This is a genomic window from Aminobacter sp. MSH1 (assembly GCF_003071665.1).
GTDB classification, from domain to species: Bacteria; Pseudomonadota; Alphaproteobacteria; order Rhizobiales; family Rhizobiaceae; genus Aminobacter; species Aminobacter niigataensis.
Map to the genome: position 1 here is coordinate 1972800 of NZ_CP026265.1, position 17283 is coordinate 1990082.

Genomic DNA, 17283 nt, shown 5'->3' on the forward strand with positions numbered 1-17283 from the left:
GACGTCTGATCTTTCGTACAGTATTTTTACATGTGGAAAGTACGCCTTGGAGGCGCGCCGTGTCAAACGGTGTGATTTGACTGCTTTCGTAGCGCAAATACCGCGAATTGGGCGTTTCATGGCAGCGCGTTGAGGACCACGCCGGGCCTGTTTGGAGGGCGGTCAGGGTGAAATGGGTGAATTCCGAAAACCCCGTCCACTTTGCCGGCTGTGATGCAGGGCATGGCTGTCTGCGGTCCGGGGGCAAAAACGGGTTGAAAATCAGGCGACGGTTAGATCCTTGTTCAGTGTGATGGCAGGTGGCTTGACACGAGGTTTGAACCAACGCAAAGTATTTTTACAAATGGTAAGGATGCCTGAAACCTGGGAGGTTAGGACACGATGCTGCGATACTGGGCCGACTATACAAGTGCCGCTTTCGCCAAACTCAAACGCGACGAGCTGATCGCCGTTCTGCCTGTATCGGCAATCGAACAGCACGGCCCGCATCTGCCTGTTTCCGTGGATACGACCATCAGCGAGGGCGTGGTCGCGGAGACTATCAAGCGGCTGCCGGACGATCTGCCGGTGGTCTTTCTTCCCGGTCAGCGCGTTGGAAAGAGCAATGAGCACAGCCGCTTCCCCGGCACGCTGACGCTCTCGGCCGACACGCTGCTTCGCGTGCTGATGGATATCGGCGAAAGCGTTGCGGCCTCGGGCGTGCGCAAGCTGGTGCTTCTGAACAGCCATGGCGGGCAAACCGCTGTGCTGGACATCGTTGCGCGTGATCTTCGTGTGCGCCATGGCCTTTTCACGGTGGCGACCGCCACTCATGCATTCGGCATGCCGTCCGGTCTCTTCAGCGCTGCCGAATCGAGGTTCGGCATCCACGCGGGAGACAAGGAAACATCGATGATGCTGGCGCTGCGTCCGGACCTCGTCGACATGAGCAAGGCGGAGCGGTTCGTCGGGCTGCATGAGCGCCTGGCCGAGACGAATACGCATTTGTCCATCGGTCCGCTGACAAAGCTGGGCTGGCAGATTCAGGATCTGCATCCGTGCGGGGCCTGCGGGGATGCTGCCGCAGCAACTGCCGACAAGGGCAAGCAGGGGCTTGAGTTCGTGGCTGAGCGATTCGTCGAACTGCTGCGGGAGATCCATGAGGCGCCCCTCACATGGCTCACCAACGAGCCGGCGTGGTGAACGCAATGGGGATTGTACCTACCATGACGAAAGCCGACAGCCTGATCCGTATCAGCGGCGTCGACAAGCGCTTCGCCAACGGGACCGTCGCCTTGCGCGATCTGTCATTGGATATCGGCCAGCGGCAGTTCATCAGCTTTCTTGGGCCATCGGGCTGCGGCAAGAGCACGGCCCTGCGCATGATCGCCGGACTTACTGCGCCATCGACGGGTTCGATCGAGTGGAGCAAGGAGTCAGGCGCCGCCAGCAAGCACGTGCATGACATCGGTTTCGTTTTCCAGGAGCCGACGCTGATGCCCTGGGCGACGGTGTTCGACAATGTCTATCTGCCTTTGAGGCTTGTCGGAACCAGTCGCAAAGCGGCGCAGCCGCTCGTCGAGGAAGCCCTTGAGCAGGTCGGTTTGGCGAATTTCGCTGCCGTTTACCCGCGTGAATTGTCGGGTGGCATGAAGATGCGCGTCTCCATTGCCAGGGCGATGGTGACGCGGCCGCGCGTCCTGCTCATGGACGAGCCGTTTGCGGCTCTCGACGAGATGACTCGCGTCAAGCTCAACAACGACGTGTTGAGGCTCTGGTCGGAGCACGATCTGACGGTGATCTTCGTCACGCACAGCGTGTGGGAATCCGTCTATCTGTCCAATCGCATCATCGTAATGGCGGCGCGTCCCGGTCGCGTTGTCGACGATATCACCATCTCGGCTCCCTATCCGCGTGACGACGAATTCCGAATGTCGGCAGAGTACGCCGAGAACTGCAAGCAAGTGAGCAAGGCGCTGAGGAGCACGCTGGATGGAAACGATGTCGACCACTGAAAGCCAAAAGCCCCGTGCCGTGCAAGCGGCTGTGACCGGCAACGGCGAGCGATTCTTGCGGCTCGCATTGCCCTTGGCAACCATGTTCGCCTGGTTGGCGGCCTGGGAGTTTTACGTGTGGCAGCAGGCCGTGCCACCGTACATCCTGCCGGCGCCATCCCTCATTCTTCAGACTCTGGTGGAGAATTTCTCCTCTCTTGAGTCCTCGCTTTGGTTCACGCTGAGGCTGACTTTGATGGCTCTGGCTCTTGCCGTCCTAAGTGGAGCGTTGATCGGCACCGTCTTCGCCCTTTCGCCGCTGATTGAACTTAGCTTCTTTCCCTTCGCCATCATGCTGCAAGTGACGCCGATCATCGCCATCGCGCCGCTGATCATGATCTACGTGGACAGCACTTTTGCTGCGCTGCTGATCTGCGCCTGGATCGTCGCCTTCTTTCCCATGTTGTCGAACACAGTGATCGGCCTGCGCAGCGCGGATCACAATCTCAAGGCCTTGTTCCGGCTCTACCGGGCCACGCCCTGGCAGACGTTCCGCTACCTGCTTGCCCCTTCGGCTCTGCCCTTCTTCATGGCGGGTCTCAAGATTGCCGGCGGGCTGGCGCTGATCGGCGCGGTCGTTGCCGAGTTCGTTGCCGGTGCCTCCGGTCGCGATACCGGCCTCGCCTCCCGCATTCTGGAAGCGAGCTTCCGAAACGAGATTCCACGCATGTTCTCGTCCCTGGTGCTCGTCTCGATGTGCGGCATGGCGATCTTCATGATCAACATCTGGCTGTCGAAGCGGCTCCTCGGCTACTGGCACGAGAGCGAAATCAAGAGCGAAAGCTAGGTCGGGGAAATTCTGATGATACATACCCAAGCATCCTTTGACCTCAAGGCGCTGCAGGCCGATCTCCCTGGCATCACCCAGTCCACGGACCCGCAGCAGCTTAGGCTCAAATCTCGTGACTTCTATTGGTACTCACCGATCCTGGACGCCCGTCTTAAGGACTGTCGCGCCGACGTCGTGCTGCAGCCTCGCGATGAAGCAGAGATCGTGGCGATCGCCGCTGCGGCGGCCCGTCATCAGGTACCGCTCACGCTGCGCGGCGGCGGCACCGGCAACTACGGCCAGAGCGTGCCGCTGGCCGGCGGCGCGGTCATCGACATGACGAAGCTCGACCGCATCATCGAGGTTGGCGACGGCTATGTCCGCGTCCAGGCCGGTTGCCGCATCTCGGTTATCCAGGAAGCTGTGGAGCAACACGGTCAACAACTCATGATGTTTCCGTCGACGCAACGCATCGCGACGATCGGCGGCTTCATTGCCGGCGGCCTCGCCGGCATCGGGTCGATACGGCACGGGATCATTCAGGAATCGCACTTCGTCCGCTCCGTACGAGTCCTCACGGTCGAGGAGGAGCCACGTATCATCACGCTCGCCGGCGACGAGGTGGATGCGATTCTCCACGCATGGGGAACAAACGGCATCCTCCTGGAATTCGAACTCGGGCTGGTGGCTGCGGAAGACTGGATACACTGCATTACCCAGTTTGCCAGCTACGAGGATGTGCTCCGGTTCGGGAACGTCGTCCACGCCACCCCAGATCTGGATGTTTTCCAGTTGAGTGCGGTGGAGGGGCGTTTCGCTCCGTATTACGAGTCGCTCGGGTCCCATTTCGATGCGGCCCGCCATGCGATGTTTGGAGTCGTCAATCGGAGTCATCTTGAAGCGTTTCGTGAACTCGCCGCTTCGTTCGGTGGTGAAATCACCCTCGCCATGGACGAAGATGAACTTGAGCATGCGGAACTGCCTCCGATGCACGAATGCGCGTTCAATCACACGACGTTGCAAGTGCTCAAGAAGGATAGAGGCTGGACCTACCTGCAATTTGTGATGGCACAGCCATTCGATCCGGAGCTCGTGACGCGCCAGATGGCACGCTACGGCGACGAGGTCCTGATGCACCATGAATTCACCAGGGTAGGGGGCGCCCCGCGGGTCTCTTGCTTGCCGCTCGTCCGTTACAGCTCGCAGGAGCGGCTTGCGGAACTGGCCCAGGAATTTGCCGCCGACGGCTGCCTGGTTCGCAATGCCCATGCCTTCACGCTTGAGGAGTGTGGCCGGGTCGCGGATCAGGAACAGATAGCCATGAAGGGCGTCGCCGATCCGCTGGATCTTTTGAACAGAGGAAAGTCGGCCACGATCGTCGGGCGGGAGTGACGGTCACAATCGGCTACAGCTACTTGGGAGGAAAACACCATGAATGGGATGATTGAAACTAAACTCAAGCGTATGGGCTTGGCTCTAGCCGCTCTGGCTGGAGGTCTGATCGGATCGGGCATGGCGGCCCATGCGCAAGACAAGGTCGGCTTCGCCACCAACTGGAAGGCTCAGGGCAGTCAGGGTGGATTCTACCAGGCGATTGCCGACGGCACCTACAAGAAGTATGGCCTCGACGTCGAGATCGTGCAGGGGGGGCCGCAGGTCAACACACGTGCGCTGTTGCCGGCCGGCAAGGTCGACTTCCTGTTGTCTCCTTCGCCTCAGAATGCGTTGGAAAACAACCGGGCCAAGATACCCACCACGATCGTGGCAGCCTTCTTCCAGAAGGACCCGCAGGCACTGATGGCGCATCCTGGCCGGTACAAGGCTCTCGGCGACATGAAGGCGGCTCCGATGGTGTTCATCGGCAAGCCGGCGCAGTTCACCTGGTGGCCATGGCTAAAGCTGAAGTTCGGCTTCAGCGACGACCAGGTGAAGCCATATAACTACACGCTGGCGCCGTTCCTGACCAAGCCGGATTCGGTGCAGCAAGCCTATGCCACCGCGGAAGCGCTTTACGTCGACACGTTCAAGCCCGACGTATTCATGCTCGCCGACTACGGCTGGACTGCCTACTCGAACATCATCGAGACGCGCAGTGAACTCATCCAAGACAACCCGGACCTGGTGCAGCGCTTCGTCGATGCCTCGATCATTGGATGGAACAACTACCTCTACGGCGACCGCAAGCAAGCCTATGCCCTGATCCGCGAAGACAATCCGGAGATGACTGAAGAGAAGCTTGAGGCGGAGGTCGCGGAAATCCAACGGCGAGGCCTCGCCGATACCGGCGACGCCGTAGACAAGGGCCTCGGAGCCATCGATCTCAAGCGCCTTGCCGGTTTTCACGACGAGATGGTGGAAGTCGGGCTCTACAAGCCTGGCGAGATCGACCTCAAGACCGCCGTCACGGATCAGTTCGTCAACAAGGGCGTCGGGCTCGAGGTGCGGAAGCAACTTGAGACCAAATAACGCCTGCAAGCATGCAAGTGCCTAGTACGAGGACAGAATGACAACTCCTTCCCGGCTCCAGGTCGTGGTCCAAGGGATCATCGACGAGACGCAAGACATTCGCAGCTTCGACCTGCGGGCAGCCGACGGCCATCGTCTGCCTGCATTCGATGCGGGAGCGCATGTCGACGTCTATGCGCCGGGGGGGTACGTTCGGCAATATTCGCTCTGCAACGATCCGACCGAGACCGCGCGATATGTGATCGCCGTCAAACGGGAACCGAACGGGAGAGGCGGTTCAGCGGCGATGCATGACAGCGTCAAAGCTGGCGATCGGCTCGAGATCAGCACCCCGCGCAATCATTTCGCGTTGGAACCGGGCTCGGCTCGTGTTCTGCTTGTCGGCGGCGGCATCGGCATGACGCCGCTGATGGCCATGGCGGAAACCCTGCTTGCAAGGGGCATCGACTTTGATCTTGCGTTGTTCGCGCGTGGACGGGCTTTTCTGCCTTTCGCCGAGCGCCTGGGGCGTCCCGAACTTGCGGCGCACATGCGGCTGCATTTCGACGCCGCCGACGAGCCTGAGAAGATCGACCTTGCCCAATTGCTGGGTGGAACTGCAGATGGTCGACATCTCTATCTCTGCGGTCCGGACGGCTTCATGAAGGCAGTGCGGTCGCATGCGGCACACTGGCCTTCCGACCAAGTGCATGTCGAACATTTCGCGGCCAACAGAGAAGACGTGGCGGAAGGCGAGATCCGGCAATTTGCGGTAATTCTTGCGCAATCCGGCAAAGAATTAGTGGTGCCTGCCGACAAGAGCATCTTGGATGTCTTGCGCGTCCACGGTATTGATGTTCCGACCTCGTGCGAGGAAGGTGTATGTGGTACCTGCGTGACTAACTATTCAGATGGCGAGCCCGATCACCGTGACTTCTGCCTGAGCCCGCGTGAGCGTAAGAACAAGCTTGCCCTGTGCTGCAGCCGTGCGTTCAGCTCCACTCTTCGCATCGAATTGTGATCCATGAAAACAGCTGATGCACCACGCACGCCGTATTCCGCTGCCAAGCGCAAGCAGGTGCTCGACGCAATCTATGATGCGGCCATCGTGGAATTCTCGCTCCATGGGCCGAAGGGGGCGTCGACCCAGGGGATCGCCGAGCGCGCCGGCATCTCCAAGCAGCATCTCCACTATTACATCGACAGCAAGGAAGCGCTTTATGCCGAGGTGATGCGCCGGGCTATCACGCGATGGGGCAAGGGCATCACGCTTGCCGGCAAGCACGCCGATCCCGTCGAGGCGATCTCGGCGCTTATCCGCAGCAAGCTCGACTTCGCGCTCGATTTTCCCCAGGAGTCCCGGCTTCTGACAAATGACGTCCTGAGTGGCGGCACATTCATGGCGCCGCTGTGGAAACAGTGGACGGCGCGACGCCGCAAGGCTGCGCTCGTCGTCGAGCGCTGGATCAGCACCGGGCTTATCCAGCCCCTCGACCCGATCCTGTTCATGTTCCATCTTTGGGCGCTGACGCAATATTACGCCGACTATGAATCGCAAGTTCGTGCGATCATGGGGGTCAAGGATGGGCAACCCCTGGACCGCGAGCGCATCGTTGCCGAGGTGACGACTTTTGTGCTCCGTGGCTGCGGCCTGGATCCAGCCAGCGTGAAAATTGAGGGCTGACGTTTATCGCCGGCGCTGCGCCATGCGAACAAACGCCATCAACATATCAAGGTAGAAAACGTGGACAACAAGCTGTTCGAACGCGGCGTGGCGAAGCGATGTGCGACACTCGGCGAAGATTAGGTCGCTGCCAACCTCACCGAAGCCGATGAGTTCACGCGGCCCTTTCAGGAAGCGATGACTGCCTGGGCATGGGGCTTCGGCTGGAGCGATGACGCCATCGACGTAACAACCCGAAGCCTGATGAACCTCGCAATGATCGGTGCTCTTGGGCAGATGCACGAGTGGAAGATTCACTGCCGTGCCGCGATGAATGCGAACGGCGTGACGAAGGAACAGGTCAGGGCGGCCATTCATGTGGTTGCCATCTACTGCGGCGTTCCACGGGCGCTCGAGTGCTTTCGCGTGGCGCAGGAAGTGATGGCCGAGCAGGCTGCCAACTGAGCCGCGGGATTTCCTGAAACCAGCAGTCGAAACAGGTCGCTCGCACGTCCCCTTCGTTCGAGAGACAGGGAGATGCGGCTTCGCATCCAGTGATTTGAGGCATGAGATGAATGACACCAAAAGCGCGTTGAGGCACCTTTTGCCTCAATCGATCCAGCCCCCGCTCGCGGCCTATAGCCATGGCGTCGCGGTGGCTGCCGATTGCGAACTGATCTTCTGTTCAGGGCAATTGGGGATATCGTCCGATGGCGAAATCTCGCCTGATGTCGCCGAGCAGGCAGAACGCTGCTTCGACAACATCCGCGTCATTCTCGCCGAAGGCGGAATGTCCCTGGCGGACGTCGTGCGGATCAACGCCTTCGTCACCGACAGGGCCTACATGAAACCGTACATGTCGGTGAGGGATCGGCTTTTTCCCGACCCGGCACCCGCATCGACCCTGATGATCGTCAGCGGATTTACCCGCGAGGAATTCAAGGTCGAGATCGAAGTCGTCGCGGCCCGTGCCCGCATGACGCATGACTAATAGCTCATTCCGGGTGGTCCTATGTTGAATTGCGTCGTGCTTGACGATTATCAGGATGCAGCGAGAAAATGCGCTGACTGGGACAGTCTTCAGGGCAAGGTCGAGCTGACTTTTAGTCATCTTCCGATGGATAGCGTGAATACGCTGGCGACGATCGCCGATGCCGACATCATTGTTGCGATGCGCGAGCGGACGCGCTTCGATGCAGGCCTTTTGTCGAAGCTGCCGCGGCTGAAGTTGCTGGTCACGACGGGCATGGTCAATGCCGCAATCGACTTGGCGGCCGCGGCGCGACAGGGCATCACGGTTTGCGGCACTCGCAGCATTTCCACGCCGACGCCCGAACTCACCTGGGGTCTGCTTCTGGCGCTGGCCAGGCACATTCCGCAGGAACATCATGCGATACGGACCAATGGTCATTGGCAAGGTACGGTTGGGGTCGATCTCACAGGCAAGACCATCGGCATCGTCGGGCTCGGCCGTATCGGGCAGGTGATTGCGCGCTATGCGAAGGCCTTCCAGATGGAGGCATTGGCCTGGAGTCCCAACCTGACCCACGCCCGTTGTCTCGATGCCGGCGTCACCCTGGCCCCGTCCCTGGGGCATCTGCTGGAAACCGCCGATGTCGTCAGCCTGCATATGGTCCTGTCCGAGACCACAAGGCATATGATCGGCGCCAATGAGCTGCGAAAAATGAAACCCACAGCATTGCTGGTCAATACCTCGCGTGGTGGTCTCATAGATACCGAGGCACTGGTCGCTGCACTCGATGCCGGGGCCATCGGGGGAGCGGCACTCGATGTGTTCGATGCCGAGCCGTTGCCGGCTGATCACGCGCTCCGTCGCTCAGACCGGCTGATCACGACGCCTCATATTGGCTATGTGTCTGAAAACAATTACCGCGTCTATTATGGGGACGCGCTCGAGAATATCGGCGCCTGGCTGGGTGGAGCGCCGCTTCGTGTGTTGGCTGGGCCTGTCTAAATACGCGACAGATGGTCTTGCGGGTCGATTGAAACCTTGGACGAGGCGTTGGTCCGGGCTCAGCCCGGAGAACGTTTCGCCTCCTCCAAGCTGCGAACGGCGCCGGGCACGACCGGTGTGCCGCGGTGCGTCGAGGCGATCGCGGCGAATGTCAGCCCAAGGCTCCGGAGATTGGCCCGGGCACCGTTGAGCGGCTCGCGGCCGTCTTCGATGGCCGACAAAAGCTCTCCCATCGTGCCGGCAAAGCCGCCGTTGAACCAGCTGCCTTCGAGACCAGGCCGTGCCGTACCGGCCATGGTCGTCAATTCCACCGCCTGCTGGCCGAGATCCGGGCCGAGGCTGGTCAGGCTGCCCTTGGTGCCGGCGATGTAGGTGCGGTCCTGCGGGCCGAAGGGCGTCGCCCCGTCGAAGGCCAGAGAAGCCTGCCCACCGTCGAATTCGACCAGCGCCTGTGCAAGCAGCGGAGGCCGTGCCTCCTGTCCGGCGGCGCGGGCGCGGGTCGCATAGACAGAGGTGGCGCGGTCGCCGATCAGGCTCGTCAGGAAGTCGAACCAATGCACGCCGAAATCATAGAGCACGAGATCGTCGATCGCTTCAAAGGGCGTGCCCTTGATCCAGCCGTGGTTCCAGTGGATCGAGACGTGGCAGGAGACGAGGTCGCCGATCAGGCCGGTGCGAACCGCCTCGCGCATCCAGGCGAGATGAGGGGCCCAGCGGCCGTTCTGGTTGACGGCGAGCTTCACGCCCTGTCGCTCCGCGAGGTCGACAAGGCGTTCGCCGGTGTCGATGTCGAGCACATAGGGTTTCTGCGACAGCACATGCTTGCCTGCGAGAAGCGCCCGCTCGATCATGCCCTCGCGCTCGGCCGGATGGGTGGTGATGTCCAGGACCTCGATGTCGTCGCGGACGAGAACTGCGGCAAGGTCGTCGGTGATCGCCGCATCGGGAAAGAACTCGTCGCGACGTTCGGCGGCCTTGGCCAGCGTGCGGTTGCAGATGACGGCTACGTCGAAACCGGCTTTGCGATAGGCGTCGAGATGGGCGAAGGAAATGCCGCCGGCGCCGACGAGCGCGATACGCGGCGCATAGGTCCTCGGCCGGGGCGGGCGATAGGCGAGGTCGGGGGCCGCGACCAGCCTGGTTTCGGCGGCCTTTAGCGCATAGGCGTCTTCGCTTGGTGTCCCGCTCATGGCAGCAACTCGACGGTGCGCTTGAGTTCGGCCGAAAGGGCAGCACTGTCGGTGATCTGCTGGCCGATGCGCGACAGGGCCGGGGAGAGCGGGCCCGAGATCGGCTGATCCTTCGCCAGGCAATCCAGCACATATTCTATCGGTGCGCGACGACCGACCGGGAGCACGTCGACCGGGATCTGGTGCGCCTCGGGCCGCGTGCGGGTCTGCACTGTGACATGCGGCTCGTAGTCGTAGCTGGAAATGGTGCCGTCCCTGCCGACGATGACGAAGCCGCATTTCGGCTGCGGCTGCAGCGTCCATGGGTCGGTGAAAGTGCCCCAGCGCGTCTCGAACCTGGAGAGGCCACTGGCATAGCGGCAGACGGTGATGGAATGCTGGTCGACTTCGATGCCAGGCACCTGATCCACGACCGAAGTGACCTCGACCGGCTTGTCGCCATTGCGGAACCAGGTGGCCAGCGTCACGCCATAGCCGAGATAGTCGCGCAGGCTGCCGCCGCCGGAAGCCTTTTTGTACCACCAGGACGACGGCTTGGCCGCCTCGACTTCTTCCGGCGTGACCTCGACCTTGTCGGCGAGGTGGTAGAGCGGGCCGCGATTGCCGTCGTAATAATGGACTTCGATGACCTCGCCGATGGCGCCGTCATCGATCAGGCGCTTCGCCGTGTTGTGGCTGGGATACCAGGCGAGCGGCCAGTTGATCGCCATCTGGCGCCCGGTCGGCTTCATCGCCGCGATCATGCGGTCGGCATCGGCCAGCGATGACGCGAAGGGCTTTTCGACCAGCACATGCACCTTGTGGCGGGCGACGCGCTCGACATGGTCGGCGTGCTCGGCCGTTGCCGCACAGATGATCGCGAGATCCGGCTTTGTCGCCTCGAGGCAGGCGTCCAGGTCGGTGAAAACGCGGTCCGCAGGGATGGAAAAGTTGGCGATCGCGGCAGCCATGCGCTCGGGCTGCCTGTCGTAGATGCCGACGATCTCGGCATCGGGATGCTGATGCACCTCACGCAGCAGGTCGCCCATATGCATGTGATCGAAATTGATGCCGGCAACACGCCATCTGGCCATTTTGTCCTCCCTCGTCGTTCCGCGGTCCTTCCCGATCTGCCTAGACCAACGGCGTCTTTTCCATCTCGGCCAGGAAACGATCCTGCTCTGCCGCGTCCATGCGGACAAGGTGGCTGGCAGCGGGGTAGGCGCCGCTCGAAACATCGGCTGCATATTCGCGGAAAGCGGCGATGCGCTCCTGCTGCAGGCGCTGATACTGTGAATGAAAGTCGCGATAGACCTTGGAATGCCTGGGATAGTGGCCGTCGTGCTCGCCGAGCACGTCAGTGGCGAACAGGTATTGCGCGTCGCAGCCGGCGCCCGCACCCATCGAGATCATCAGCAGGCTGGTGCGTTTCGAGATCGCCTCGGCAACCGCGGGCGGCACGACCTCGATCTCGGCGGCAAAGGCCCCGGCCTCTTCCAGCGCTTTTGTCTGCTGCCAGACCATTATCGCCGAATCACCGGTCTTGCCGACAGCCTTGAAGCCGCCGGTCCAGGTGCGGCGCGACGGGATCAGCCCGACATGGCCGACGACGGGGATGCCCTCGTCACGCAGGCGGCGGATGATCTTCAGGCTGGCGCCGCAATAGACGGCGTTGGCGCCGAGCTTGAGCAAGCGGAAGGCGATGCGGAGATAGTCCTCCTCGGTGATGTAGGCACCGGGCTCGAGGCCGCCGACGACGAAGGGAGTGGGGCAGACGGCGCGGAAGCCTTCAAGCGACAGCACCTCCGGCGGCACCGACAGCATGTCGATGCCGCCGGCATTGGCGGCCGCTGCCTCGTCGAGCGATTCGACCCTGAGCTTGGTGAGCTGGCGCTTGCCCTTGAGCGCGAGCAGGTCGGCGACGGTGGGCTGGGAAGACTGCATTTTCATCTCTTGGCTGGCGTTCGGGCTTGCTTGAAAGGTCAGGTGATCTGGATCAGCACGCGGCCGTCCTCGACCTTGACCGGATAGGTGGCGATGTCGACGCAGACGGGGGCGCCCTTGGCCTTGCCCGTGGTGAAGTCGAAGCGGCCATTGTGCTTGGGGCATTCGATGATGTTGCCCATCACCAGCCCGCCGGAGAGATGCACTTTCTCATGGGTGCACAGGCCGTCGGTGGCGAAAAAGCGATCGTCCTCAGTGCGGTAGAGGGCAAAGGTGCGACCGTCGTGATCGAAGCGGATCACGTCGTCCTGGTCGATATCGTCTGTGTCGCAGGCGTTGATCCACTGTTCCGGCATGATGGGTCTCCGACGGCCTATTCGGCCGGATTGATGATGGCGCCGTGGTTGTAGGGCACCGGCGTCTTGCCGTCGGGCAGGCGCCTGATGACGTGGAAGGCGGGCTCGCGCACCTGGCGCAGGATGGTCGGGATGATCTCGCGATAGGCGGCGATGGTGCTGGGGTAAGGCTCGGGGCAATCGTCCTTGATGGCCTCATGCAGCCTGGGCAGCGCGTGATAGGGCACCATTGGGAACATGTGGTGCTCCACATGGTAGTTCATGTTCCAGTAGAGGAAGCGGAACAGCGGGTTCATGTAGATGGTGCGGGTGTTGAGCCGGTGGTCAAGCACGTCCTCGGCGAGGCCGGCATGCTGGGTCAGCCCGAAATAGATGGTCATGAAGCCGCCGTACAGGCTGGGCAGTCCGACCAGCATGGCGGGCAGGATGCTGCCCATCCAGACGCAGGCGACAATGACCGCGGCAAAGATCGCGAGATAGATGCGCGCCACCAGATAGACTTTCCAGCGTTCCATTTCGGGAATGAAGGTGGCCTCGTCCGCCTTGAGGCGGCCAGCGGCGTGGATGAACAGCGACTTCAGCGTCATCAAGCTGCTCTTCAAGGCGAAGATGTTGAGCAGCAAGGCGACGACATCGGGCGGGCGCGGTACGGCGATCTCGGGGTCGCGGCCGACGATGATGGTGTCGGTGTGATGGCGGGTGTGGCTCCAGCGCCAGACCGTCGGCTCGCGCAGGATCATGAAGCTGGCGACGTAATAGAGCACGTCGTTCATCCAGCGCGTCTTGAAGGCGGTGCCGTGGCCGGCTTCGTGCCAGCGGCTGTCGCTCGACGAGCCGTAGAGCACGCCGTAGACCAGGAAGAACGGGACGGCCCACCAGCTGCCCCAGAAATGGATGCCGCCGGCTGCGGACAGGACAAGCGCTACTACCCAGATGGCCGTGTCGCGCAAGGCGGGGCCGTCGCTGCGCTTCATCAGCTCCTTCAACTGCTTGCGCGGGATAGGGCAGGAATACCATTCGGCGGCGGCGATGCCGTTGGCCTCGGCGAGCGCCGCGTCGCGGCCGATCAGGCTGTAGTCTCTGGGTGTCGGTGTCATGGTCGGCAGCATTTCAAAATCAGAAGCATCATAATGATGTTTCATTTTGATGCTATCGGCAGAAATTGCGCTGCGTCAAGCCTTGGCCGCGGCAAATACAGATTGGAACCAGTGGGAAACCCGCGCTTCCACTAAAAAAGCATCATTTTGATATCAGGTTGACGTTGACCGGCCGAAATGGCCGCCATAGTTTGCGGCTGTTGCAATGCCGGAGAGGGGTTCCGTGGCCAGTTCGCGACCGAAGATGGATGAAATCGCGCGGCTGGCCGGCGTCTCGAAGGCGACGGTCGACCGGGTGATGAACAACCGTGCCGGGGTGCAGGATCACACCCGCAAGCATGTGCTGGCGATTGCCGCCAACCTGGCCGGCGAGCCGGCGCTGTCGGCATCGGGCACGGTTTGCCTCGATTTCGTGCTGCCCGGCGGCAGCAACGCCTTCATGGCGGATCTGGTCAGCCAGATCGAGCGGCGCGCGGAGCTGCGCGGCGATGTCGATGTCGTCATCCATCGGGTCGCCGGCGTCGACCCGGAGCAGACGGCAGCCGCGCTCGGCGGCCTGCGGGCCAACTGCCAGGGAGTCGGGCTGATCGGGCTGGACAGCCCGTCGGTGCGCGAGGCGGTGCGGCGGCTGATTGCATCCGGCGTCCCCGTGCTGACGCTGGTTTCCGACATCAGCCATGTCGGGCGCATGAATTATGTCGGCATCGACAACCGGGCGGCTGGCCGGCTGGCCGGCTATCTGATCGGCCGCTTCCTGCCGGGCGCCGCGGGCAAGGTGGCGCTGCTTGCCGGCGCGCTTGCCTATCGCGGCCACGAGGAGCGTGAGATGGGCTTCCGCCACGTGCTGTCGGAGAGTTTCCCCAGGCTCGACGTGGTTGCCGTGCGCGAGGTGCACGAGGACCCCGACAGGGCGCATGACGAGGTGCGGGCGCTGCTCGAGGAGCACGACGATCTGCTTGCCATCTATTGCATCGGCGCCGGCCAGGACGGCGTGGCGCGGGCGCTGACGGAAACGGGGCGTGACAAGTCGGTGATCTTCATCGGTCACGACCTGACCGACCAGACCCGGCACTATCTGCTGAGTGGGGTCATGGACGCGGCGATAGACCAGAATGCCCAGGTCGAGGCGCGCGAGGCGATTGACCGGCTGGTGCGCACGGTGCGCGACGAGCCGAACATTCCGACGACGACCATCCGAATCCAGTCGGTGTTCCGGGAAAATATTCCGAGCGAGGTCTGAGCAAGTCGCCGGATATTGCGTAATCTCAGGGCCATAGGACTTTCCAGATGGATGTGATCTCGGCCGACGGCATCTCGTTGCGCTTCAACCGCGAGGGCGGGGTGATCGACGATCTGGCGATCGAATCTGGCGGCCAGACGATCCGGCCGCTGCATCGCGCGCCGTGGCTGGACAGCGGCGAGACGCTGCCCGACGGCGTGGCTCCTGTGGAGCAGCGGCTGGCCGGCGATTTCTTCTGTGCGCCGTTCGCGCGAAGCGAGCCCGGCGTGCCGATCCATGGCTGGTCGGCCAATGGCGACTGGGAAGGCGGCGAACAATCGGCCACGGCCGGCGGTGGCGTCAGCGCGGTCTACAGGCTCGAGCAGCAAGTTTCGGGCGCGCGGCTTGAAAAGGCGATTGCCCTGCGGCCCGGCGAGCCGGTGGTCTACCAGACCCATGTCTTCGAGGGCGGGACAGGCAGGCTGCCGATAGCGCATCATGCCATGATCCGGGTGCCTGGCAGCGCGCGGCTGAGCTTTTCGCCCAAGTCCGGCGGACGGACCATGGCCGCTCCACCCGAGACGGACCCGGCGCGGGGGCGCTCGATCCTTTCCTATCCGCAATCCTTCACTGATCTCTCCGCCGTCCGTCGCGACGATGGGGCGATGGCGGATCTCGGCCGCTATCCGTTCGACCATGGGCACGAGGACATCGTGGTGCTGTCGGAGCAGCCGGGACGCCGCATCGGCTGGTCGGCGGCGCTGGCCGCCGAGGACGGGTTCCTGTTCTTTGCGCTGAAGGATGCCAGCGTGTTGCCGCAGACGGTGCTGTGGATGAGCAATGGCGGGCGCCGCTATGCGCCCTGGAACAGCCGCCACATCGCCGTGCTCGGTATCGAGGAAGCGGCGACCGGCATCCATCTCCAGCCCGGCGAGGACAGGCCCGGCGGCGTTGCGACCGACATCGAGCTTGGCGACGGGCGGAAGGTCGTTCGCTACGCCTTTGGTGCAGTTCCGGCGCCGGTCGGCTGGAGCGAAGTCACCGACATCGAGATGTCGGGCGATGAGCTGACCATTGTCGATCGCAGCGGCGAGCGCCTGGCGCTGCCGTTCGATGGCGGCTTCTTCACTGGCTGACTGCGGCGTCTCGTGCATCTATTCGGCGATGATCATGCCTCAAAATGAGGCGTGTCTGCGTATCTGTGCGCCGCTTCCCCTGGCCGCATCCCAAGTTTCCCAAGCTGGGTCGCCAATTCGCTGGTCTGGCGGGATTCGCGCTTGACTCGTATCTGCCGTTACGCCACTTTTCGAGCATCAAAATGATCCTGAAAAAGCATCATTTTGAGCATTCACCGTGCGGGAGGAATTGCACGGTGGCTGGAGGGCCAATCCATCGACGATAGCGCGCGCGTCCGGTTGCCGGGCGTTGCTCTGCATACGTCGGATTGAAAAGCGGAGCGGGGGCATCCCGCCCGGATGAGGAGGAGAAAACCGTGCTGAAAAGGACAATAGCCGTCATCTCGGCGGCGCTGGTAGCGACCAGCCTCGGGATGGCATCGACCGCCTATGCGCAGGCCAAGAAGACGTATTACTGGGTGTCGCATGGCTCGCCGGCCGATCCGGTGTGGACCTATTTCCTGGCTGGCGCCAAGCAATGGGCCGACGACACCGGCAACACCGTCAACACGTCGTTCCACAATGGCGACGTGCCGGCGCACCAGGAAGCCATTCGCGCCGCCATCGCGGCCAAGGCATCCGGTATCGTGACCTCGAGTCCCGATCCGGGCAGCCTGGTCAAGGTGGCCGAGGAGGCCCGCGCCGCGGGCATTCCGATCATCAACATGAACACGCCAGATCCGACCGCCAACTTCAACGCCTATGTCGGCGGCAACAACGTCGCCTTCGGCAAGGGCTGGGCGCAGTACCTGGTCGACAAGAAGCTGGTCAAGGAAGGCGATTTCGTCTGGATGCCGGTCGAGGTTCCCGGCGCCACCTATGGCGTGCAGGAAGAAGAGGGCATCTCGAGCGTCTTCAAGCCGCTCAACATCACCTGGGAAGTCACCGACGCCACGCTCGACCAGGCGGAGATCATCACCCGCATGGCCGATTACCTGACCGCCAACAAGGCCAAGGTGAAGGCGATCATCGGTCTCGGCGACCTCGTCACCGGCTCGATCAAGCGCGTCTTCGACCAGGCCGGCGTCAAGCCGGGCGAAATCCCCGTCGTCGGCTGGGGCAACTCGCGCGACACCACCCAGGAAGTGCTGGAAGGCTATGTGAACGCCGCCCAGTGGCAGGATCCGCAGGCGACCAGCTACATGGCGCTGTCGATGGCGGCGATGGCTGCCAGCAAGATCCCGCCCGGCTTCGACATCATCGTCGGCTCGCTCTACGAGAAGGACCGGGCGCAGCTCTACGACGACATCCTGGCCGGCAAATAAGCCTGCCAAAGCCTCCGGTCCGGATGTTCCGGGCCGGAGAGTCTCTGCCGGCGCCGTTTCATATTCGACGCAACGGCCAGCTGCAGGTTCGGTCATGCCGCCTACCGGGTGCTCGCATCCAGGACTGCGGCGGCGAGGCCATTCCACCTGACGACCAAACGTCTTTTCACGGA

Annotated in this window: 17 protein-coding genes and 1 pseudogene; 13 read left to right on the top strand and 5 right to left on the bottom strand. The window is 62.4% G+C overall.

Going from position 1 to position 17283, the window contains the following annotated elements:
- Positions 1 to 381: 381 nt before the first annotated feature.
- The 10 genes and pseudogenes from CO731_RS09865 (at position 382) to CO731_RS09910 (ending at position 8885) form a co-directional block, all read left to right on the top strand.
- On the top strand, positions 382 to 1182 hold the full coding sequence (locus CO731_RS09865; RefSeq protein ID WP_108606943.1) for a creatininase family protein: 801 nt from the start codon (positions 382 to 384) through the stop codon (positions 1180 to 1182).
- 23 nt (positions 1183 to 1205) lie between these two features.
- Entirely contained in the window at positions 1206 to 1994 is a 789-nt protein-coding gene (locus CO731_RS09870) for an ABC transporter ATP-binding protein (protein WP_245439705.1), read from the top strand.
- A gap of 31 nt (positions 1995 to 2025) precedes the next feature.
- Positions 2026 to 2820, top strand: coding sequence for an ABC transporter permease (locus tag CO731_RS09875; RefSeq protein ID WP_245439706.1), 795 nt, complete (start codon positions 2026 to 2028; stop codon positions 2818 to 2820).
- Between the two features lie 15 nt (positions 2821 to 2835).
- A complete protein-coding gene (locus tag CO731_RS09880) occupies positions 2836 to 4194 on the top strand; it encodes an FAD-binding oxidoreductase (protein WP_108606945.1) in 1359 nt (452 codons plus the stop codon).
- 39 nt (positions 4195 to 4233) lie between these two features.
- Positions 4234 to 5268, top strand: a complete 1035-nt coding sequence (locus CO731_RS09885; RefSeq protein ID WP_245439708.1) for an ABC transporter substrate-binding protein — start codon at positions 4234 to 4236, stop codon at positions 5266 to 5268.
- 37 nt (positions 5269 to 5305) lie between these two features.
- The gene (locus tag CO731_RS09890) at positions 5306 to 6268 is read left to right on the top strand and encodes a PDR/VanB family oxidoreductase (protein WP_108606947.1); all 963 of its coding nucleotides are present in this window, start codon (positions 5306 to 5308) and stop codon (positions 6266 to 6268) included.
- A gap of 3 nt (positions 6269 to 6271) precedes the next feature.
- A complete protein-coding gene (locus CO731_RS09895) occupies positions 6272 to 6931 on the top strand; it encodes a TetR family transcriptional regulator C-terminal domain-containing protein (RefSeq protein WP_108606948.1) in 660 nt (219 codons plus the stop codon).
- A 60-nt stretch (positions 6932 to 6991) separates the two neighbouring features.
- Positions 6992 to 7375, top strand: a pseudogene (locus tag CO731_RS09900) (carboxymuconolactone decarboxylase family protein).
- Between the two features lie 106 nt (positions 7376 to 7481).
- On the top strand, positions 7482 to 7901 hold the full coding sequence (locus CO731_RS09905; RefSeq protein ID WP_108606949.1) for a RidA family protein: 420 nt from the start codon (positions 7482 to 7484) through the stop codon (positions 7899 to 7901).
- Positions 7902 to 7937: 36 nt separating this feature from the next.
- On the top strand, positions 7938 to 8885 hold the full coding sequence (locus CO731_RS09910; protein ID WP_343207448.1) for a D-2-hydroxyacid dehydrogenase family protein: 948 nt from the start codon (positions 7938 to 7940) through the stop codon (positions 8883 to 8885).
- 59 nt (positions 8886 to 8944) lie between these two features.
- Here the strand turns inward: CO731_RS09910 and CO731_RS09915 are convergent, their stop codons facing one another.
- From CO731_RS09915 to CO731_RS09935, 5 genes are read right to left on the bottom strand one after another with little or no spacing between them, the layout of a single operon-like run.
- Positions 8945 to 10075 carry a Gfo/Idh/MocA family oxidoreductase gene (locus CO731_RS09915; protein WP_108606951.1) on the bottom strand — a complete coding sequence of 377 codons (1131 nt, stop codon included), beginning with the start codon at positions 10073 to 10075 and terminating at the stop codon, positions 8945 to 8947.
- Entirely contained in the window at positions 10072 to 11148 is a 1077-nt protein-coding gene (locus CO731_RS09920) for a Gfo/Idh/MocA family oxidoreductase (protein WP_108606952.1), read from the bottom strand. Before CO731_RS09920 ends, CO731_RS09915 begins: the two co-directional genes overlap by 4 nt.
- Before the next feature lie 40 nt (positions 11149 to 11188).
- Complete coding sequence (locus tag CO731_RS09925) at positions 11189 to 11998, bottom strand: 3-methyl-2-oxobutanoate hydroxymethyltransferase (RefSeq protein ID WP_108609730.1); 810 nt, start codon at positions 11996 to 11998, stop codon at positions 11189 to 11191.
- A 38-nt stretch (positions 11999 to 12036) separates the two neighbouring features.
- Positions 12037 to 12354 (bottom strand): MocE family 2Fe-2S type ferredoxin, encoded by a 318-nt coding sequence (locus CO731_RS09930; protein WP_108606953.1) that lies wholly within the window; start codon positions 12352 to 12354, stop codon positions 12037 to 12039.
- Positions 12355 to 12371: 17 nt separating this feature from the next.
- Entirely contained in the window at positions 12372 to 13451 is a 1080-nt protein-coding gene (locus tag CO731_RS09935; RefSeq protein WP_245439710.1) for a fatty acid desaturase family protein, read from the bottom strand.
- A 244-nt stretch (positions 13452 to 13695) separates the two neighbouring features.
- Between CO731_RS09935 and CO731_RS09940 the strand changes: the two genes are divergently transcribed.
- The 3 genes from CO731_RS09940 (at position 13696) to CO731_RS09950 (ending at position 17110) form a co-directional block, all read left to right on the top strand.
- Positions 13696 to 14691 carry a LacI family DNA-binding transcriptional regulator gene (locus tag CO731_RS09940; protein ID WP_108609732.1) on the top strand — a complete coding sequence of 332 codons (996 nt, stop codon included), beginning with the start codon at positions 13696 to 13698 and terminating at the stop codon, positions 14689 to 14691.
- Between the two features lie 47 nt (positions 14692 to 14738).
- On the top strand, positions 14739 to 15806 hold the full coding sequence (locus CO731_RS09945) for a hypothetical protein (protein WP_108606954.1): 1068 nt from the start codon (positions 14739 to 14741) through the stop codon (positions 15804 to 15806).
- Between the two features lie 413 nt (positions 15807 to 16219).
- Complete coding sequence (locus CO731_RS09950) at positions 16220 to 17110, top strand: substrate-binding domain-containing protein (RefSeq protein ID WP_245439814.1); 891 nt, start codon at positions 16220 to 16222, stop codon at positions 17108 to 17110.
- Positions 17111 to 17283 lie beyond the last annotated feature (173 nt).

Bases quoted from the DNA above. Each gene is read 5' to 3' on its own strand.
- CO731_RS09865 (WP_108606943.1), top strand. From the start codon at position 382: ATGCTGCGATACTGGGCCGACTATACAAGTGCCGCTTTCGCCAAACTC.
- CO731_RS09870 (WP_245439705.1), top strand. From the start codon at position 1,206: ATGACGAAAGCCGACAGCCTGATCCGTATCAGCGGCGTCGACAAGCGC.
- CO731_RS09880 (WP_108606945.1), top strand. From the start codon at position 2,836: ATGATACATACCCAAGCATCCTTTGACCTCAAGGCGCTGCAGGCCGAT.
- CO731_RS09885 (WP_245439708.1), top strand. From the start codon at position 4,234: ATGAATGGGATGATTGAAACTAAACTCAAGCGTATGGGCTTGGCTCTA.
- CO731_RS09890 (WP_108606947.1), top strand. From the start codon at position 5,306: ATGACAACTCCTTCCCGGCTCCAGGTCGTGGTCCAAGGGATCATCGAC.
- CO731_RS09895 (WP_108606948.1), top strand. From the start codon at position 6,272: ATGAAAACAGCTGATGCACCACGCACGCCGTATTCCGCTGCCAAGCGC.
- CO731_RS09905 (WP_108606949.1), top strand. From the start codon at position 7,482: ATGAATGACACCAAAAGCGCGTTGAGGCACCTTTTGCCTCAATCGATC.
- CO731_RS09915 (WP_108606951.1), bottom strand. From the start codon at position 10,075: ATGAGCGGGACACCAAGCGAAGACGCCTATGCGCTAAAGGCCGCCGAA.
- CO731_RS09920 (WP_108606952.1), bottom strand. From the start codon at position 11,148: ATGGCCAGATGGCGTGTTGCCGGCATCAATTTCGATCACATGCATATG.
- CO731_RS09925 (WP_108609730.1), bottom strand. From the start codon at position 11,998: ATGCAGTCTTCCCAGCCCACCGTCGCCGACCTGCTCGCGCTCAAGGGC.
- CO731_RS09930 (WP_108606953.1), bottom strand. From the start codon at position 12,354: ATGCCGGAACAGTGGATCAACGCCTGCGACACAGACGATATCGACCAG.
- CO731_RS09935 (WP_245439710.1), bottom strand. From the start codon at position 13,451: ATGACACCGACACCCAGAGACTACAGCCTGATCGGCCGCGACGCGGCG.
- CO731_RS09940 (WP_108609732.1), top strand. From the start codon at position 13,696: ATGGATGAAATCGCGCGGCTGGCCGGCGTCTCGAAGGCGACGGTCGAC.
- CO731_RS09945 (WP_108606954.1), top strand. From the start codon at position 14,739: ATGGATGTGATCTCGGCCGACGGCATCTCGTTGCGCTTCAACCGCGAG.
- CO731_RS09950 (WP_245439814.1), top strand. From the start codon at position 16,220: ATGGCATCGACCGCCTATGCGCAGGCCAAGAAGACGTATTACTGGGTG.